This is a genomic window from Niallia sp. XMNu-256, from assembly GCF_036670015.1.
Classification (GTDB): Bacteria; Bacillota; Bacilli; order Bacillales; family Cytobacillaceae; genus Bacillus_BD.
The window spans coordinates 1,475,064-1,491,187 of record NZ_CP137636.1 but is presented as its reverse complement, the minus strand read 5'-3'; the positions used below and the strand labels follow the sequence as shown (position 1 = coordinate 1,491,187).

Genomic DNA, 16,124 nt, shown 5'->3' with positions numbered 1-16,124 from the left:
CTTAACCTTTCGATCGTAAAAATTAGTCCACTAGTTAAAATGAATAACGACCCTAAAATCAGACTTATTTTTTTATCTATTGGATTACCTCCTTTGTTTAATTAAGTGCTTTAAAACGATTCAAAAAAATACCTACTTTTTACTCAACAATCCTGCCCAATAGTTGAAGAAGCGACAGCCTTGTTCAGCTATCGCACCCGTTTGTTTAAGTAGAAACATCACAATCTCTTCTAACTACACAATAATTAAAATCCTAAGGAAAGATCGCCTTTGTTACATATTCTTAATGTAACTTCTAATTTTCACCAGTTGTTTACTAAAACAATTTTACCAACTGCTTTATTAGCCTCATAATATTCATGTGCTTGGGCTATTTCGTCAAAGGTAAATTGTCTTTGAGCAAGTAATGGTCGAAGTTTTCCTTCCTCAATAACAGGTGTAATGTTCTTCAATACATCTCCGTTTATATGACGAAATTCTTCATGAAGAATAGGAATCTCTGTGAATACAACATGGAAATTCAATGATTTTAAAAGAAATGGACTAAGGTTATAGTCTTGACTTACAGCAATCGCTACAATTGTTCCATATAAAGAAGCAGCCTCAATTGAATTCTCAAGGTTTTTACGGTCGATGGTATCGAAAATATATTTAAACCCTTTACCATCCGTATACATATTCACATAGTCTTGTACGGACATTTCTTTATAATTGATGACAACATCGGCTCCAAACTCTTCCGCAATTTGAGCTTTTTCTGGTGAAGAGACGGTTGTATATACCTTTGCACCTACCCATTTTGCCAACTGAATAGCAACATGCCCTACTCCGCCTGCACCACCATGAATTAGAATCTCGTCTCCAGCTCCAATATTGGCACGTTTAACTAGAGCTTCCCAAGCAGTGATTGCGACAACTGGAAGGGCTGCTGCTTCAGCAAATGATAGGTTTTTTGGCTTATGAGCAAGTAATCTAGCATCTGCTGCCATGTATTCCGCTAAAGCACCACTCGTACCTTTAACACCACCTGCAAAACCGTATACCTCATCACCAACTTTAAAATCAGTAACTCCTTCTCCGACTTCTGTGATAATACCAGCTACATCGCCATGTAAAACAGCTGGAAATTCAGGAGCAAATTTAGCAAAAACTCCACTGCGTATTTTTGTATCAAGAGGATTTAAACTTGTAGCCTTTACCTGAATTAAAACATGCATTGGTTTCACTTCTGGAACTGGAATTTCTTCTAATTGAAAAACAGACGCTTCCCCAAAAGAACGGATCACTTGTGCCTTCAAACAAATCACTCCTCTATAATTCAGAATAATAAATATATTATTTTAAATTTTACATTTATTTCTATTAAATTAATACTAAATTGTGTTATTGTAGTAAACTGCCAGTTACTTTAAGTACAAGATTCCACAATCTTAATAATAGAGTAACATATAGATCCATTACTTCTTTAAAGGTCTTGCTCCATAATATGGTGGCCCGTTTGTCGAATAATCGATATTTTAACTTTTAATGACTAAATTATGGTGAACCATCCTTAGCCCAATAACTTGAAGATTAGATTCTAATTTCTTTTCTTTTATAAGGATAACTATTTAATTCAGTTGGTTTCTTTTAACCTAGTGGTTCTTCTCCAAATCTCTCCCATAGAACAGGAAATAGATTTTCCAAATCCTCTTCTTCCCAATCAAATTCTATGTCAGTTACATATTGTATTCCCTTCTTTTCAAGAGCGTCTAAAAACTCATTATGCACATCGTCATCCCACTCAATATCACCCGTCTTTAGAAGCGTATAGGCATCTATTCCAACCGAAAGCAATTCTTCATTTACCGGGAATCCTTCTTCATCAAGATTATCTTCATTTATATATTCCGCTAAAAATTCGGGATCTCTCAATACCCTGTTATAGATTTCTTCTCCTTGTCCAATCAGCCATCCTCTAAAATAGTCAAAAGCATCGTCAGAACAGCCGCCCATCAGAACAAATGCCGCTCCCCATAATCGAGATTGATAACTAGCATTCATTAATTCTTGAAATATAAATTCAAAGTCTAATACTTCTTCTATTCCCTTTCGAGCTAATTCCTCTGTTAACCATTCCGCTTGATCAAATTCTCTGGACTTTTCAATTAATCTCCAAAATTCCTTATCTCCCAATATATTCACCCTCTTTTTTCTAATAAATTAAGACAGTTATTCGACTTTATCTAACAGGATTCCTTTCAAAATAAATATTTTTTTAAAAAAAATCGCTTTTATAAAAAAGGTTCTGAATCAAATGACAAATATCAATGAAGCAATAAAAAGAAAGATTAACCTTCTATTAACTATAAATATTTATTCCTCCTCATCGCTTTCCAAGAAGTCAATCATAGCAGAAACAACTTCACCAGAGGCATCCTGTTTAATATAAACTTGATATAAGCCATCCCCATATCCTGACATTGCTACCGCACCACCGGGGACAATCCCACCTTGCTGTTCTGAAGCAACTGCATCACAGCATGCAATATAGTATTTGGATACATCGTCATCCATCTCAAAACCATACACATTTTCTACCTCATCAATTATTTTTTCATCGTCGTCAAAAAAGGTGAAATCAAAAATCCCAGCTTGAGCAGAATCGACCGCGATCAACTGATCAATTGGAATCCATTCCCCTTTAGGCTCTGTACTTCCCCAAAAGACTACCAGTTGATGAACCACTTCTTCCTCATCAAAAGAAACGGTAGCTGACCAGTCCCCTCGTTTAGCTGGCTGTAAAAGAACCTGCAATTCTTCACTGTCTTCCTCATCGTAACCATAGCAAGGATCGCTTATAATCAACTTGCCACTCGTCACTTGGAATGTCCCTAGAGAGATGGTTTCATTTTTATACTTAGCAGCCTCGCGTTCAATAAACTCTTTCAATGATAAGGATACAACCCTAGCCCTGGTTGTTTCATGATCCCAGATATATACCTGACTTTGCATGAACTTTCCTCTAACACGAAAGCATAATTTATCTCCTGTTCCATTATCACCGATCACGATTAAATCGTTTGAAAAAGCATCTTCTCTTTGTTCTAGGTTTTGTCTTACGATATCGTCCCACGTTTTTTTCAAATTTGTGCTATCCATAATCGGATAGAGAATCCACTCGCCAATCTCAGGATTATTTACCAACATAAAAAGTTCTATATATTCTTCTGGAAACCGTGCACCTAATTTCTCTTCTGCTGCTTTTATATGTATTTCATCGACTCCCGGCTTTCTTGTTGGAAGCAATTCTATTAGATTTTTCATGATTAACCTGCCTTTTAAAAAAATTATAGGAAAATCATTCGATTAGAAGCGCCATTTCTCCTCTTTTTTCTCCATTAAAAAAACACTCTTACTTTTATTTGGTGGTCTTATTTCACTGAAAGGCCCCAACATGAAATAGGCGCAATCCATTTCGATAATTGTGCCCAATTAATGAAGAACGTTATGTTAATTGCCAAGAGTTCTAAACTATATCTTTTTTACAATATTAAACACGACTTTTGCATGGAAAAAACTAGGAAATAAAATTAGAAGACACTTTCGAAAAAAATAAAAAAATCCCGTACAAGACATTTTATATATGCCTAGTACGGTAAGAGTTTTTTATCCGCTACTATCTAGAATAAATTTAATATATATTAGTCTTGAAAATTACGTGCAGTTAAAGGCTTCTCCATGCTTCCATATTGGTAAGGTATACCCATATGTTCTCTTAACGTCGTGCCTTCGTATTCCTCATGAAACAGTCCGCGTTCTTGTAAAATCGGAATTACTTGGTCAACAAAATCTCTTATGCCATCAAAACTTACGTCTGGTTGAATGGCAAACCCATCACACGCACCGTTCACAAACCATTCTTCCATAAAATCAGCAACATCTTCAGCTGTCCCAACTATAACCGGGTGATAGTTAATGACACCATGGGCCAACACATCGCGAATCGGCATACCTGTTTTTACAAGTTTTAATGCATAATCAGAACGTGGATCTTGTGGATTCGCAAAAGCATGTTCAAGCATTTCCACTGGAACGGGTTGATCGATTTGATCGTACGATAAAGGAATGCCGATCATTGACCCCAAGTATTGTAATCTTCCTCTTAAATCCATCTTTCGATCGAGTTGTCTTCGACGTTCTAACGCTTCTTCTTTCGTAGGTGCAATGGAAGGAATAATACCCGGAAACACCTTTATTTCATTTGGGTCTCTTCCGAATCTTTTGGCCCCTTCCCGAAATATTTCTCTGTACACACTTGCTGTCTTCCTATCATATGGGTTTGTATACAGACCATTTCCGTATCGTCCAAGGATTTTAAGTGTTTCTTCAGAACCTCCTGCAGTAAAAATAACAGGTTGACCTTGCTTTGAAGGCGGAATTGGTAAAGGCCCTCTGGACTGGACATAACTTCCGGCCATGTTAACTGGTTGAATTTTGCTTACATCAGCAAATTTACCATTTTCAACATCAAGTAGAAGTGCATCTTCACCCCAGCTCCCCCACAAAGCCTGGACAATTTGAATAAATTCATGTGCCCTTTCGTATCTTTCTTGGCGACTAGGTACGTTCTCTCCAAAGTTCATAGCTGCTACAGGGTTGGAAGTCGTCACAAAGTTCACCCCGATCCGACCCTTACTGACAACATCCAATGCTTTAAGCTGGCGTGCAACATTATATGGATGGTTGTAAGTTGTTGATATTGTCGTAAGCAAACCAATTCGGTCGGTCTCTCTAGCCAACGCTGTCAATAAAACGATGGGATCCATCGGAGACTGAGGTGGTTGGTTGCTAATATCGGTCGCTAAACCCGGTGTATCAGCGAAGAAAATCATTTGTATTTTTCCACGCTCCGCTATTTTTGCTAGCTCAACCTGCACATCGACATTCATATAAGCCGCTGGATCTGCATTAGGCATTCGCCAAGCACCTTGATCTAACCCATAACCAGAACCTATTTGCATCACTAATTGCATTTTTGGTTTGTTTTCCATTTCTATTAACCCCTCTATCTATTGCTTCCTCTTAAATTGAATTCTTTTGCGAGCATTCGATAAGCATTTTGACTCGCTTCTTTGTCAGCGTAATATTCCATAATCATGACTTCATCTACCATTGTTTCTTTTACTAAATTTCTTAATTTTTCTGCAACCGTCCGAATACCACCGATAATAAAACGATCTTTATTTTGCACCCTTGCCGCGTTTTCATTCGCTGAGTATCTATGCTTACTTGCTTCTACCAATGTCGGGAATGGGGAATAAATATCACCGGTATGTAGTCTCGCCCAAAATAATTCAACCGGACCCGCTAAATACTCTGCCTCTTCATCTGTCTCAGCCGTTATTAATATGGTCGTTAAAATACTTTTTGGCTCTGACAATAAGGTCGATGGTTTAAAGTTATTTCGATAAGCACGTAATACTGGGATTGCTAGCTGCGGTGCTAAATGAGAAGCAAACGCGAAGCCAAGGCCTTCATTTATCGCAAATTCGACTCCCCCGGTACTCGATCCTAACATATAAATATTTGGTATTAATGACTGATCTTGTTCATTCGGAATAGGAATGATCTTACTATAAGGGTGTTCCGCAGGAAAATTCCGTTGAAAAAAGGATAATAATTCATTAAATTGTTCTGGGAAATTATACGACAATACCGCTTCTCTCGATCGTCTTAACGCATAAGCAGTTAAATTGTCTGTTCCAGTTGCTCTGCCGATTCCTAAATCAATTCTATTTGGATGTAGCGCTTCTAATAATGAAAAGTTTTCAACGACTTTTAACGGACTATGATTCGGCATCATAATCCCGCCAGCTCCAACTCGAATCCGCTTTGTATGAGCAGCCGCATGAGCAATCATTAATTCTGGAGCTGTACTCACTTGGTTTGCTGTATTATGATGTTCGGCAAACCAATAACGTGTATAGCCTAATTCGTCTGCCAATTGAATCCGTTCCGTAGAATCTTTCAATGTCTGACTGGCATCATTTCCTTGTAACTTTGTACCAATATCCAAAATGGAAAGTTTAATCTCTTTATCGTTAACCGACATATCTCATAGCCCTCCTTTAATTTCTATTAAAATTTTTATTTAGTTAGCTTGCTAAACATTTAAGTGTGTAAAAACTATTTGGTCCATTTAGTTAGCCTGCTAATTAAACATTGAAGAGAAGAGGTTAAAAAAGATTCTCCTCCATCTGTTTCATGAGTCTTCTTAATAACAAACGCTCCCCTGGCAATATACCTGCTAACAACTTATCTTGTTGTTTTCTCCATCTTTCATGAACGGGATCTTTCAAATTCAACCCTTCAGTCGTTAAATAAATTCTCGTTACTCTTTTATCTTTTTCATCTTTTTGACGATAAACCAACCCTTTTTGTTCAAGTGCTTTTACCATGTTCGTTACAGTAGGTGGTTCACACTTTAACTGTTCACATAATTCAACTTGTGTAACCCCATCCTTTGTCCAAAGCTTGCATAATAAATTATCCTGTCCAACATGAAGATTTACATCTTGTAACAAATGATTATAGTCTCGGCGCATTTGAGCTGATATTCTATCAAGAAGTTCTCGAATTTCATCTTCAATCATATGGATTTCTCCTTGTCATTATTAATTAGCAAGCTAAGTATATCAACATTTTATTTTTATATCAAAAGAAACAGCGGGACGGTTCTGATGTTTCATCAATGTCATTTCTTAATGAACGAGTGAAACGCAAGAACCGTCCCCACGTTTCCCCCATAACAGAAAGGACCCTTTAGCTTAATAAGAACCCTTCAATTGATACATATATTGAAAATAGAAAAACAATAATTAGTAACCACCCAACTACTTTTCGTTCATTTCGTATTTCTTCTAGCCCCATTACCAACATAGTTAGGCCTAAGAAAAAAATCATAATACCCCCATATTTAAAATCCCCAGTAATTAGTCCATAAGAAGCAAATAAAAAGGTTATTACTGATAACACATAACGAAGATTTTTCAACAAGAATGTCACTTCCTTTCTAACCAACCCACCCCTGCTCACTAGCAATAAGTGCAGCTTCTTCTTTTTCCGCAATCACATCCGCAACAATACTGTTATGGACCAAAAATCAATGTTCCCCAAATATGATAAATGGGAGGGAAAAATAAAATTACCATTGCCAAATTACCGTGAAAACCAATTTTCCCTACGATTTTAGTCACTGAAACTTCTATTTCTAATTTCAGAAGTTTCCAGCCTATAAAACCAATCATCGAGCCCATTATGTTAAGCCCATAGAAAGCAATATATGACGAGTTAAATATATAAATATTGACAAAATTACAAACAATCGAAAGTGAAAGTAATAAAAGGATAAATACTAACCAACAATTATTGTGTCTTTTGAAACATTAGAACCGTTTCGGCGTTTCAAAAAGAACATTTATTATTTAGGATTGATCGGTTAGTTAGAGTAGTATTTCTCTAGTAGGATATAGTCCTTTGTTTTTAATACTGTTATATCGTGTTTATTTGAGAATTTAATTAAATCGTCATAGGCTGTTTGGGGCTGTAGAATAGAAAGTCTGAAATTAAATCCATTATGTACTTTAATAGTTGCACCTTTTTTTGCCCAACCAACTCGTATAAATTTAATCTGTTTAATTTGGTTAGGAAAGATATTTTTTCTTAAAATAGATTTTTTGAAATAAAAGATTTGATAAACTAGATGATCCTCGTTAATTTTAAACTTAAACCGAATCGGACATACAATTACTACCAATAGTAAAAGAATTAAATAAATAGAAAAAGACGAACCAAAATAATCATTTATTATATTCCCTAGTATCACTATAAAGATAGTGCTTAAAACTGGTAGTCTTTGAGGAATCAAATGATAGACCATATTTCCCCCCCACTATACCCCCATTATTCAACTCTTATATTCCTGTAGATTATTATATTTTAAAACAACTATTCTTTTACACGTATTCTGAATGTATTCTATCAACCGATAATCGCACCTGCTTACTTGGAGTTTATGGTTAAAACAGGGTTGTCCTTATTGAACACAAACACCTGTGAGTCAAACAATATTTTTAAGCCATATCATTACTCGAATAACTTGGAATGGTTCAAACCAAGTAACTAAAAATAGGATCATAAAAAAAGATGCGAGTGATATGAATTTTATTCTACCTTTTTCCTTTTTAGAGATAGCTATAAAACTTAATATGGCCCCTATGAATAAAAAAATAGATCCCAAAAGGACAATAGGTTCAAAATAACCTTCCATTATCCCGCTTAATCCAAATGAACATAATCCTAAAACGATAAAGACTATTGACCATAAACTAAATGTATTCATAATCCCTCCTAAGAAATGGTATTCGGCATTCAGAAGATATTGTTTATGGTAGCATATTTTTTGAACATAAAGGCTAAGAATATACAAAAAATTAATAAAAATCCGTCTAATTTTGAACATTAAACAAAAGAGTCTAATGGTTAAAGAATAGTTCTATGGTTCACTAATTCCCATTGCTAGTAACAATAAAAATGTGCAAAACAAAACGAATCCGTTTCCTATTAGGCCGATCATTAAAAGAATTATGCGTTTGGACATTGTCCAAGAGAATATAGCTAGTAAAATACCAATAATTGATAAGGTGCCATAAATGGTTATATCAAAATAAATATCAGCATCTGGACCTCTCGTTATAAAGAAAATAAGGATACTAATTATGGCTGGCAATATGGATGAAATACCTAATATAATTCCTACTTCTCTTTTGTCCATGCTATTACCTCCCCCTGACTTATATCTCTTTTTTCCTCTAAAATTATCCTGCTTTTAGGTTCAGTTTAATCCTTAACAACCTTGGATGCATTATAAATAAGAGTTACTTTTCTTAACAATATAGCCGATTGTCCATAAGCATAGCGTAACAAGGTCTTTATAAATATTAGTACCTAATACCGTTCAAGAAATTAGCGTCAAGTTATAACTAGATTTTTACGGCATCGTTTCTATTAGTTTCTAAATTAAAATTAAGGGTAAATTTATATATAATGTATTTTAAGGGGGATTTTTGTGGTCAAGCAAATGAATTACGGTAGTGATTATAAATATATACCAGTGACCTCTATTGGTAGTGGTACGGGTATTGGAGTATTACCAGACCTTTTTAGCTATACGACCCAAATCGTAAATATTTATTTGGTTGGTGATCCAAAAACAAGAGATTTTGTATTAGTTGATGCAGGAATGCCTAATTCAGCAAAGGAGATTATCTCAGTTATTGAAAGCTTTTTTGGCAAGAACTGTTATCCCAAGGCAATTATCTTAACCCACGGACATTTTGATCATATTGGAGCTGTTATTGAGTTAGTAAAACGCTGGGACATTCCTGTCTACGCACATGAATTAGAAATGCCTTTCCTAACAGGAGAAATAAGTTATCCAAAACCAGATCCAACTGTAGAGGGCGGGATGGTCGCTAAAATGTCATCCATGTTTCCTAATAAACCTATTAACTTAGGAAAAAATGTAAACCCATTACCTTCTAATGGATCTGTACCTCATATGCCAGAGTTTAAGTGGATTCACACTCCTGGACATACTCCAGGGCATGTTTCTTTGTTCAGAGAAAAAGACAGGGTTTTAATCGCAGGCGATGCTTTTGTTACTGTGAAACAAGAATATCTATATCGAGTGTTAACACAAAAACATGAAATTAGTGGCCCTCCAAGATATTTAACGTCGGATTGGAAATCCGCTAAAGAATCTATCATCAAGTTAGCGGCATTAAACCCAACGATCGCGGTTACTGGACATGGATCACCTATGTACGGTGAATTACTAACAAAGAGTTTAGAAAAGTTGGTTGAAAATTTTGATGAAATTGCCAAACCTGCTTACGGAAGGTATGTATGATAAATTGAAACTTTATCAATGGGGGTATCTTTCATCTCCCCCACTGATGGTTAATCACGTGGATCCTGATTGATTTTTCTAAAAGCTAAGCTCAATGTCTATACATTTTGACAATGTAAAACATGAATGTAAGAGGATAGAGTGCCTCTCTCTATTGATTTTATCTTAACAAACTAATGTCCATTAATTATGAATCTGTTTTCCCCATAAACATTATTCTTTAATTTGTTGGATCTAAAAATTTCCCTTCCTGATAATCACGATAAGCCTGTCTTATTTCTTCTTCTGTATTCATGACAAACGGTCCACGTGCAACTACTGGTTCTCTTAGTGGCTCACCAGCAAAAAGAACAAGGCGTAATTTTTCGTTTGCAGAAACTTGAATTTCACTTCTACTCTCTTCATCTGTGGAACCTAACCACATCGCTTGCCCTTTTTCCGCTTCGACTTTATTTTCACCGAACGTCCCACTTCCTTCTAACACATAAATAAAGCCGTTATAGCTGCCCGGAAGATCTTGAACTATCGAAGATCCACTTTCCAACACCATTTCAACAAATGTAACAGGTGTATAATTCAAGGTATTTGATACGACATCCCCCGACGAACCTGAATATACACGAATGAAAGCACCATCCTCTTCACGAACAGGCATATCTTTTGCATGCATGTTTTGGTAACGCGGATTGACCATTTTATATTTACGAGGAAGATTTACCCATAGTTGAAGAAGATGAACTTTCTCACCATCAGCCGGGGATTCATTGTGAACAACCCCTTTGCCGGCAGTCATAAATTGTAAATCTCCTTTTACGAGCGTTCCCCCATCTCCAGTCGCACTATCATAATGATTGATCGTTCCATCAATAACAAATGTAAGAGTCTCCATTCCACGATGCGGATGTACGTCAAATGCCCCTTTTTCAAATTTATCTTCCATTAATAATAAAAACGGATCATAATTCTTCCAGGCCCCCGGTGGAAGTACAGGACCTGCAGTATGAATCGGACTGATTTTTTGTTCGTTGACCGTCCAAATTTTTTTGATTTCACGGTGTTTCATATTTTCCTTTTTCATGTTAACAGCTCCTTCTTTATTGTTAAGACCATCATAAATGAATAACATTTAATTTGTAAGTACGCACTTAAAAGTGTTATAGTATCAAAAATGATACTACAGGAGGGATCTCATATGGAGAAAAAAGCGGAGGAATGCCGTGTTGGAGATGCACTCAATATTCTTGTGGGTAAGTGGAAACCGATTATACTTCTTCATCTCTTCGAACATGGAACGTTACGCTTTAATGAATTAAAAAGAAAGATGCCAGGGATTACCCAAAAAATGCTCACACAGCAATTACGTGAGTTAGAGGAAGAGGATCTCATTCATCGTGAGGTTTATCCACAAGTACCACCGAAAGTAGAGTATTCGATTACGGAATATGGTCAAAGCATTGAACCTGTTCTTGAAGTCATGCATGAATGGGGTCTGGCACATCTTCTGCATAAACAAAAGTCAAAAAAAGCAACCATAATATAACTTTTAATGAAAAAAGCAATGACTGATAGAGCTTTCTACAGTCATTGCTTTTTCTCATATATAAGGTTCTAAATAGATTTAGATATTCTTCGGAAACCTCTACATTTAATCTACATCACCATTTAGCATTGTTATAATATTATGCTCTCTGCCGTGTAGCAATATAAGTATCTTTTTAGAAACTATGCCACCTTAAAGTGCGTACTTATCAAAACTAACATTATGGGACTATACTAACTACATACATTCCTTCAGAAAAAGACGTTTACAACACCATCACTTTTTCAATTAATCATTACGCATCTGTGTATGTCCGAAGGAATCACTAATGACGTTAGTTCGTTGTTAGGAATATATAAATTAGGAGTGGAAGTTTTGTCTATTTTATCTATTATTCTTCAAGTCTTATTAGCTCTCATTTTTTCGATGACTGGATTTATGTCCGTTTCTGGTAACAAGCAGCAAATTGAACAATTTGAACATCTCAATTTACCGCAATGGTTCCGAATAGTGACGGGTTTGGTACAATTAATAGGTGCAGTTGGTTTAGTGATTGGCATTTGGTATCCAAGTATAGCCGCATTAGCTGGATTATGGTCCGCAATGACTATGCTTGGTGGTTTCGCAACACATATTAAAGCAAAAGATCCAATTAGCAAAGCATTGCCAGCTCTCATTTTAGCAATGATCGCAATCATTATTACATTAATTAATTTATCTGAACTTCTAAGTGTTTTTTAATAGACTTAGCTACAAGTATGGACAAGGGTTCAGGTTCCTTGTCCATACCAAATTATTGAAAATGCTTATCCCAGAACCATGAATAGAAACACCGGGACGGTTCTGATGTTTCATCAATTTCATTGCTTTAAATTAACAAATGCAACGCGAGAACCGTCCCCACGTTTCATTTTCCAAATCGTAGCTATATTTACAGCGGTTCTTTCTACGTTTTCTGCAGCATGTTTAAAAGCGTCTTCTAGTGAAACCACACCAGGAACGATACTGAATATGGCATCAATCCCGTGTTCGTATACAACGTGGCTGTCATTAGACACATTTCCAGCTATCCCTATGACAGGAATTCCATATTTTTTAGCGGTTTTCGCAACCCCAATGGGTGTCTTCCCATAGATGGTTTGGCTGTCAATTTTCCCTTCGCCAGTAATCACCAAATCGGCATTTGCTGTGATTTCAGAAAGACCCGTTGCTTCAACCACAATTTCAACGCCCCGCTTCAACTCAGAAGGAAAGAAAGCCAAAATTCCGCCTCCTAGCCCGCCGGCCGCACCTGCACCAGGAATATCATTTATTTTTTTACCTAAGTCCCGTTCAATAATCGAAGCGTAATGACTCAGATTCTGATCCAGTTGGGCAACCATTTCCGGAGTTGCCCCTTTTTGCGGTCCAAAAATGGCGGAGGCTCCTTTTTCCCCTGTAAGCGGATTATCTACATCACACGCAACCTCAATCTTTACATGAGCTAGACGCGGATCCAAGTTTGATAGATCGATCGAAGCAAGGCGGCCAAGTGCATCTCCGCCTTCTCCAATTTCAATTCCATCCTTATCAAGTAGACGGGCTCCGAGGGCTTTGGCCATTCCTGCACCCCCGTCATTTGTGGCACTTCCGCCAATACCAATAATTAAGTGATTCACCCCGTAATCAAGAGCCGCTGCAATTAATTCACCCGTTCCTATAGTAGTTGTTACAAGGGGATTTCTTTCCCCAACTGGTACATGATGCAAACCGGAAGCCGCAGCCATTTCAATGACGGCCGTTGTTTGATTTCCAAGGATTCCAAAGAAGGCATCTACTGGTTTTCCCAGTGGTCCGGTGACAGATTTCGAAATAATCTCCCCACCCGTCGCATCCACTAACGACTGGACCGTCCCTTCTCCCCCATCAGCCATTGGAACTTTTACATATTGGGCATCTGATATTACCTGTTTAAACCCTCTTTCGATCGATTCCGCCACCTCTAAGGCGGATAAACTTTCTTTGAATGAATCTGGTGCAATTACGATTTTCACTTTTTTCCCTCCCTGTCTATTGGATCTTCCCTTATCCAAATATTTTAAATACGCCATATATTAAGGTAGAAATAACCGCTAATGTTAAACCGACTAATGTTTCATATGGCATTAGTTTTAAACGTTCTTTCATTTCCATGTTGACACTTCCGCCTGTTGCATGGAAAAAGCTTCCGTGAGGTAAGTGATCGAGCACCGTTGCACCTGCATGAATCATCGCGGCTCCAGCAATCGCAGAAACACCCATTTCTAAAATAGTTGAACTGAATACTTGGCTAGCCACAGCTGTTCCTGCTGTAGTTGAAGCTGTTGCCGCGGACATAAAGATCCCTGAAATGGGTGCCAGTACATACGCAGGAAGTCCAAGTGCATCTAATCCATTTATTAATAGATCTTTTAATCCAGAGTTTGCAATAATTCCCGCTAGTGTACCTGTTCCAAGCAACATAACCGCTACGCCAGTCATTTTTCCTAAACCTGAAATCGCATACTCATTTACTTTCTTGCCTCTGCCCATGACGAAAGCTCCCACAATCCCACCGATTGGCAAGGCAATCATTGGATCAATACTAATATCAAACAACGGCCTTAAGGCCAATAAGAAAATCGCTACAAGTGGTGCAACCATCGCAGGCAAAAAAGAAGGCAATGTTCCGCCGTGATCGGTTTGAATTTCTTGTTCTTGAATAGCCGTTCCTTTTTTTACTAGTTTTTTAGCAAGAATATACGTAACGGCCAGTCCGAAAATCGCTGGAATGATTCCCGCAGCCATAATGGATGTTAAAGGAACATTAAACGCATCAGAAGCAGCAATGGCATTCGGGTTTGGGGACATAAGGTTCCCAGCTTTCCCTCCACCGATCATCGCTAATAAAATAGCAAATCTTGAAATTCCAGCTCGTTGCGCAATCGCAAGGGCGATCGGGGCAACCGTAATGACTGCAACATCGACGAAAACACCAACCGCTGTTAAAATCATCGTAGCGATGGCTAAAGCAAGCAACGCTCTCGTTTCACCTAGTTTTTTCACAATGGTTTCAGCAATGGCAGCGGCAGCACCTGACTCGATCAGCACACCCGCTAAAACACCGGCTGCCAAAATTCTCAGCATAGCTGGAATAATGCCTTTAGCCCCTTCCATCATTAAGTTCACTGTATTGGCGATGTCTACCCCGCCAACGAGACCGCCGACCAAAGCACCGGCAATCATTCCATAGGCAGGAGAGACTTTCTTTAAAATTAGAATAATGGCAACAACTAATGCAACAATGGCGCCTAAAGCGCTTACCTGAATTTGTGGATCCATTGATCTGTACCTCCTTTTGTTTGTACATCCATTGTAAGCGTTTCCTGAATGGTTTACATTGTTCATTCCATTAAAAAAAAGGCTAAGGTTCCCCTCGCCTTTTTGTGCATTTGCACAACTATTTAATTTGGTTTTGCAAGATCGATAAATACAGCTCAAGTAATTCTTTCACTTTACGGGGATCCTTATTTGTTAGATCCGTAATCCGGTCCAAACGATATCTGAGGGTGTTTCGGTGAATAAACAGCTTTCCCGCTGTTCTATTCATATCTCCATTTTCCTGGATATAAATCAACAATGTTTCCAAAAGTTCCCCTTTCTTATCATGCTGCTTGATTTGTTCGAAATAAGGACCCATTCCCTCACCAATTCCATATCGATTAGCTTGTGCAAGAAAAACAGGCAGTTTATAATCGCTATAAAAATAAATCATTTTATGTGGATCCAGCTTTTCCCCTACATTTAACGTATAAACAACTTCTCGATAAGACGTTGAAACCCCTTGTAATCCAGGGTGGTAACTTCCAACCGCCATTTTACTATGTACCTGTTGATCATTTTCCAATTCAATGGCCCAATTTTCGATTTGGTTTAAGGATTTGAGATCTTGCCATTCACCGTTTTTTAAATCCACTTTTTTCAATAGAATGATATGATCGGAATGCATCACAAATAAGTCGTCTTTTTCCCGTTTATCTCGAAACCATTGATAGCCTCTTGATTGGTTTTCAGGCTTTAATAAGATCGCCACCCTTGGGATATGTAAGTCCATCCCCAGTCTTTTGACTCTTTCGAAATACATTGAATTTAAATCCTGTGGATCTTGCAGCAACTGCATCGTTAATTCTTCCTTTAATCGTTCATCCCACTGCATTTCCTCAGTGAGGATCGCTTGCTGAAGAATCATTTCTGCGGCCATTTTAACCAATTCTCCATAGTTTCGAATTTCTTCAGGTGGTCCCGTAATCCCAATGACACCCACGACTTGATCCTGATAGTTAATGGGCAAATTAATTCCCGTCTTCACCCCATGAAGTTGTTTGGCGTCGGATTCTCTAATTTCAAAACCGGACTCGGTCGTTATTACCCTAACTGCTCCTTCATGGATGGAATCAATCCTTGTTGAATCCCCTGAACCGATAATCACCCCTTTTTCATTCATCACGTTAATATTTCGATTGATAATTTTCATCGTTCGATCAACCATTTCCTGTGCCAAAGCATGATCTAAAAATCTTATGGGACATCCCTCTCCCTGAATTAAATTTTTTTAAAAAAAATATGCAATTAAAC

The 16,124-nt window shown here is 37.4% G+C and carries 16 protein-coding genes; 3 read left to right on the top strand and 13 right to left on the bottom strand.

Translation table 11 applies throughout. The features are described 5' to 3' along the window. Positions 1-302: 302 nt before the first annotated feature. From R4Z10_RS07645 to R4Z10_RS07605, 9 genes are all read right to left on the bottom strand, one after another. Positions 303-1,298: a zinc-dependent alcohol dehydrogenase family protein gene (locus R4Z10_RS07645; protein ID WP_338472603.1), complete on the bottom strand. Its 996-nt coding sequence runs from the start codon at positions 1,296-1,298 to the stop codon at positions 303-305. A 331-nt stretch (positions 1,299-1,629) separates the two neighbouring features. Beyond that, positions 1,630-2,184, bottom strand: a complete 555-nt coding sequence (locus tag R4Z10_RS07640) for a DUF4240 domain-containing protein (RefSeq protein ID WP_338472602.1) — start codon at positions 2,182-2,184, stop codon at positions 1,630-1,632. A 171-nt stretch (positions 2,185-2,355) separates the two neighbouring features. Next, positions 2,356-3,306 (bottom strand): SMI1/KNR4 family protein, encoded by a 951-nt coding sequence (locus R4Z10_RS07635; protein WP_338472601.1) that lies wholly within the window; start codon positions 3,304-3,306, stop codon positions 2,356-2,358. A gap of 377 nt (positions 3,307-3,683) precedes the next feature. Next, entirely contained in the window at positions 3,684-5,033 is a 1,350-nt protein-coding gene (locus R4Z10_RS07630) for an NtaA/DmoA family FMN-dependent monooxygenase (protein ID WP_338472600.1), read from the bottom strand. 14 nt (positions 5,034-5,047) lie between these two features. Next, on the bottom strand, positions 5,048-6,094 hold the full coding sequence (locus R4Z10_RS07625) for an LLM class flavin-dependent oxidoreductase (RefSeq protein WP_338472599.1): 1,047 nt from the start codon (positions 6,092-6,094) through the stop codon (positions 5,048-5,050). A gap of 124 nt (positions 6,095-6,218) precedes the next feature. Beyond that, a complete protein-coding gene (locus tag R4Z10_RS07620) occupies positions 6,219-6,635 on the bottom strand; it encodes a MarR family transcriptional regulator (protein WP_338472598.1) in 417 nt (138 codons plus the stop codon). A gap of 169 nt (positions 6,636-6,804) precedes the next feature. After that, the gene (locus tag R4Z10_RS07615; protein WP_338472597.1) at positions 6,805-7,062 is read right to left on the bottom strand and encodes a YczI family protein; all 258 of its coding nucleotides are present in this window, start codon (positions 7,060-7,062) and stop codon (positions 6,805-6,807) included. 1,039 nt (positions 7,063-8,101) lie between these two features. After that, entirely contained in the window at positions 8,102-8,383 is a 282-nt protein-coding gene (locus R4Z10_RS07610; RefSeq protein ID WP_338472596.1) for a hypothetical protein, read from the bottom strand. 153 nt (positions 8,384-8,536) lie between these two features. After that, positions 8,537-8,815: a hypothetical protein gene (locus R4Z10_RS07605; protein WP_338472595.1), complete on the bottom strand. Its 279-nt coding sequence runs from the start codon at positions 8,813-8,815 to the stop codon at positions 8,537-8,539. Positions 8,816-9,109: 294 nt separating this feature from the next. On the opposite strand from R4Z10_RS07605, the gene R4Z10_RS07600 reads away from it, so the two are divergent. Next, positions 9,110-9,952, top strand: a complete 843-nt coding sequence (locus R4Z10_RS07600) for an MBL fold metallo-hydrolase (RefSeq protein WP_338472594.1) — start codon at positions 9,110-9,112, stop codon at positions 9,950-9,952. Positions 9,953-10,172: 220 nt separating this feature from the next. On the opposite strand, the gene R4Z10_RS07595 is transcribed toward R4Z10_RS07600, so the two are convergent. Then, positions 10,173-11,030 (bottom strand): pirin family protein, encoded by an 858-nt coding sequence (locus tag R4Z10_RS07595; protein ID WP_338472593.1) that lies wholly within the window; start codon positions 11,028-11,030, stop codon positions 10,173-10,175. 114 nt (positions 11,031-11,144) lie between these two features. Here R4Z10_RS07595 and R4Z10_RS07590 point away from each other — a divergent pair, with 114 nt between their 5' ends. Both R4Z10_RS07590 and R4Z10_RS07585 read left to right on the top strand, forming a co-directional pair. Next, positions 11,145-11,492: a helix-turn-helix domain-containing protein gene (locus tag R4Z10_RS07590; protein WP_338472592.1), complete on the top strand. Its 348-nt coding sequence runs from the start codon at positions 11,145-11,147 to the stop codon at positions 11,490-11,492. A gap of 375 nt (positions 11,493-11,867) precedes the next feature. Beyond that, a complete protein-coding gene (locus tag R4Z10_RS07585; protein ID WP_338472591.1) occupies positions 11,868-12,233 on the top strand; it encodes a DoxX family protein in 366 nt (121 codons plus the stop codon). 119 nt (positions 12,234-12,352) lie between these two features. Here R4Z10_RS07585 and R4Z10_RS07580 read toward each other — a convergent pair whose 3' ends face one another. From R4Z10_RS07580 to R4Z10_RS07570, 3 genes are all read right to left on the bottom strand, one after another. Then, positions 12,353-13,525, bottom strand: a complete 1,173-nt coding sequence (locus R4Z10_RS07580) for a glycerate kinase (protein WP_338472590.1) — start codon at positions 13,523-13,525, stop codon at positions 12,353-12,355. 31 nt (positions 13,526-13,556) lie between these two features. Beyond that, positions 13,557-14,831 (bottom strand): SLC13 family permease, encoded by a 1,275-nt coding sequence (locus R4Z10_RS07575; protein ID WP_338472589.1) that lies wholly within the window; start codon positions 14,829-14,831, stop codon positions 13,557-13,559. Positions 14,832-14,949: 118 nt separating this feature from the next. Further along, entirely contained in the window at positions 14,950-16,050 is a 1,101-nt protein-coding gene (locus R4Z10_RS07570; protein WP_338472588.1) for a sugar diacid recognition domain-containing protein, read from the bottom strand. Positions 16,051-16,124 lie beyond the last annotated feature (74 nt).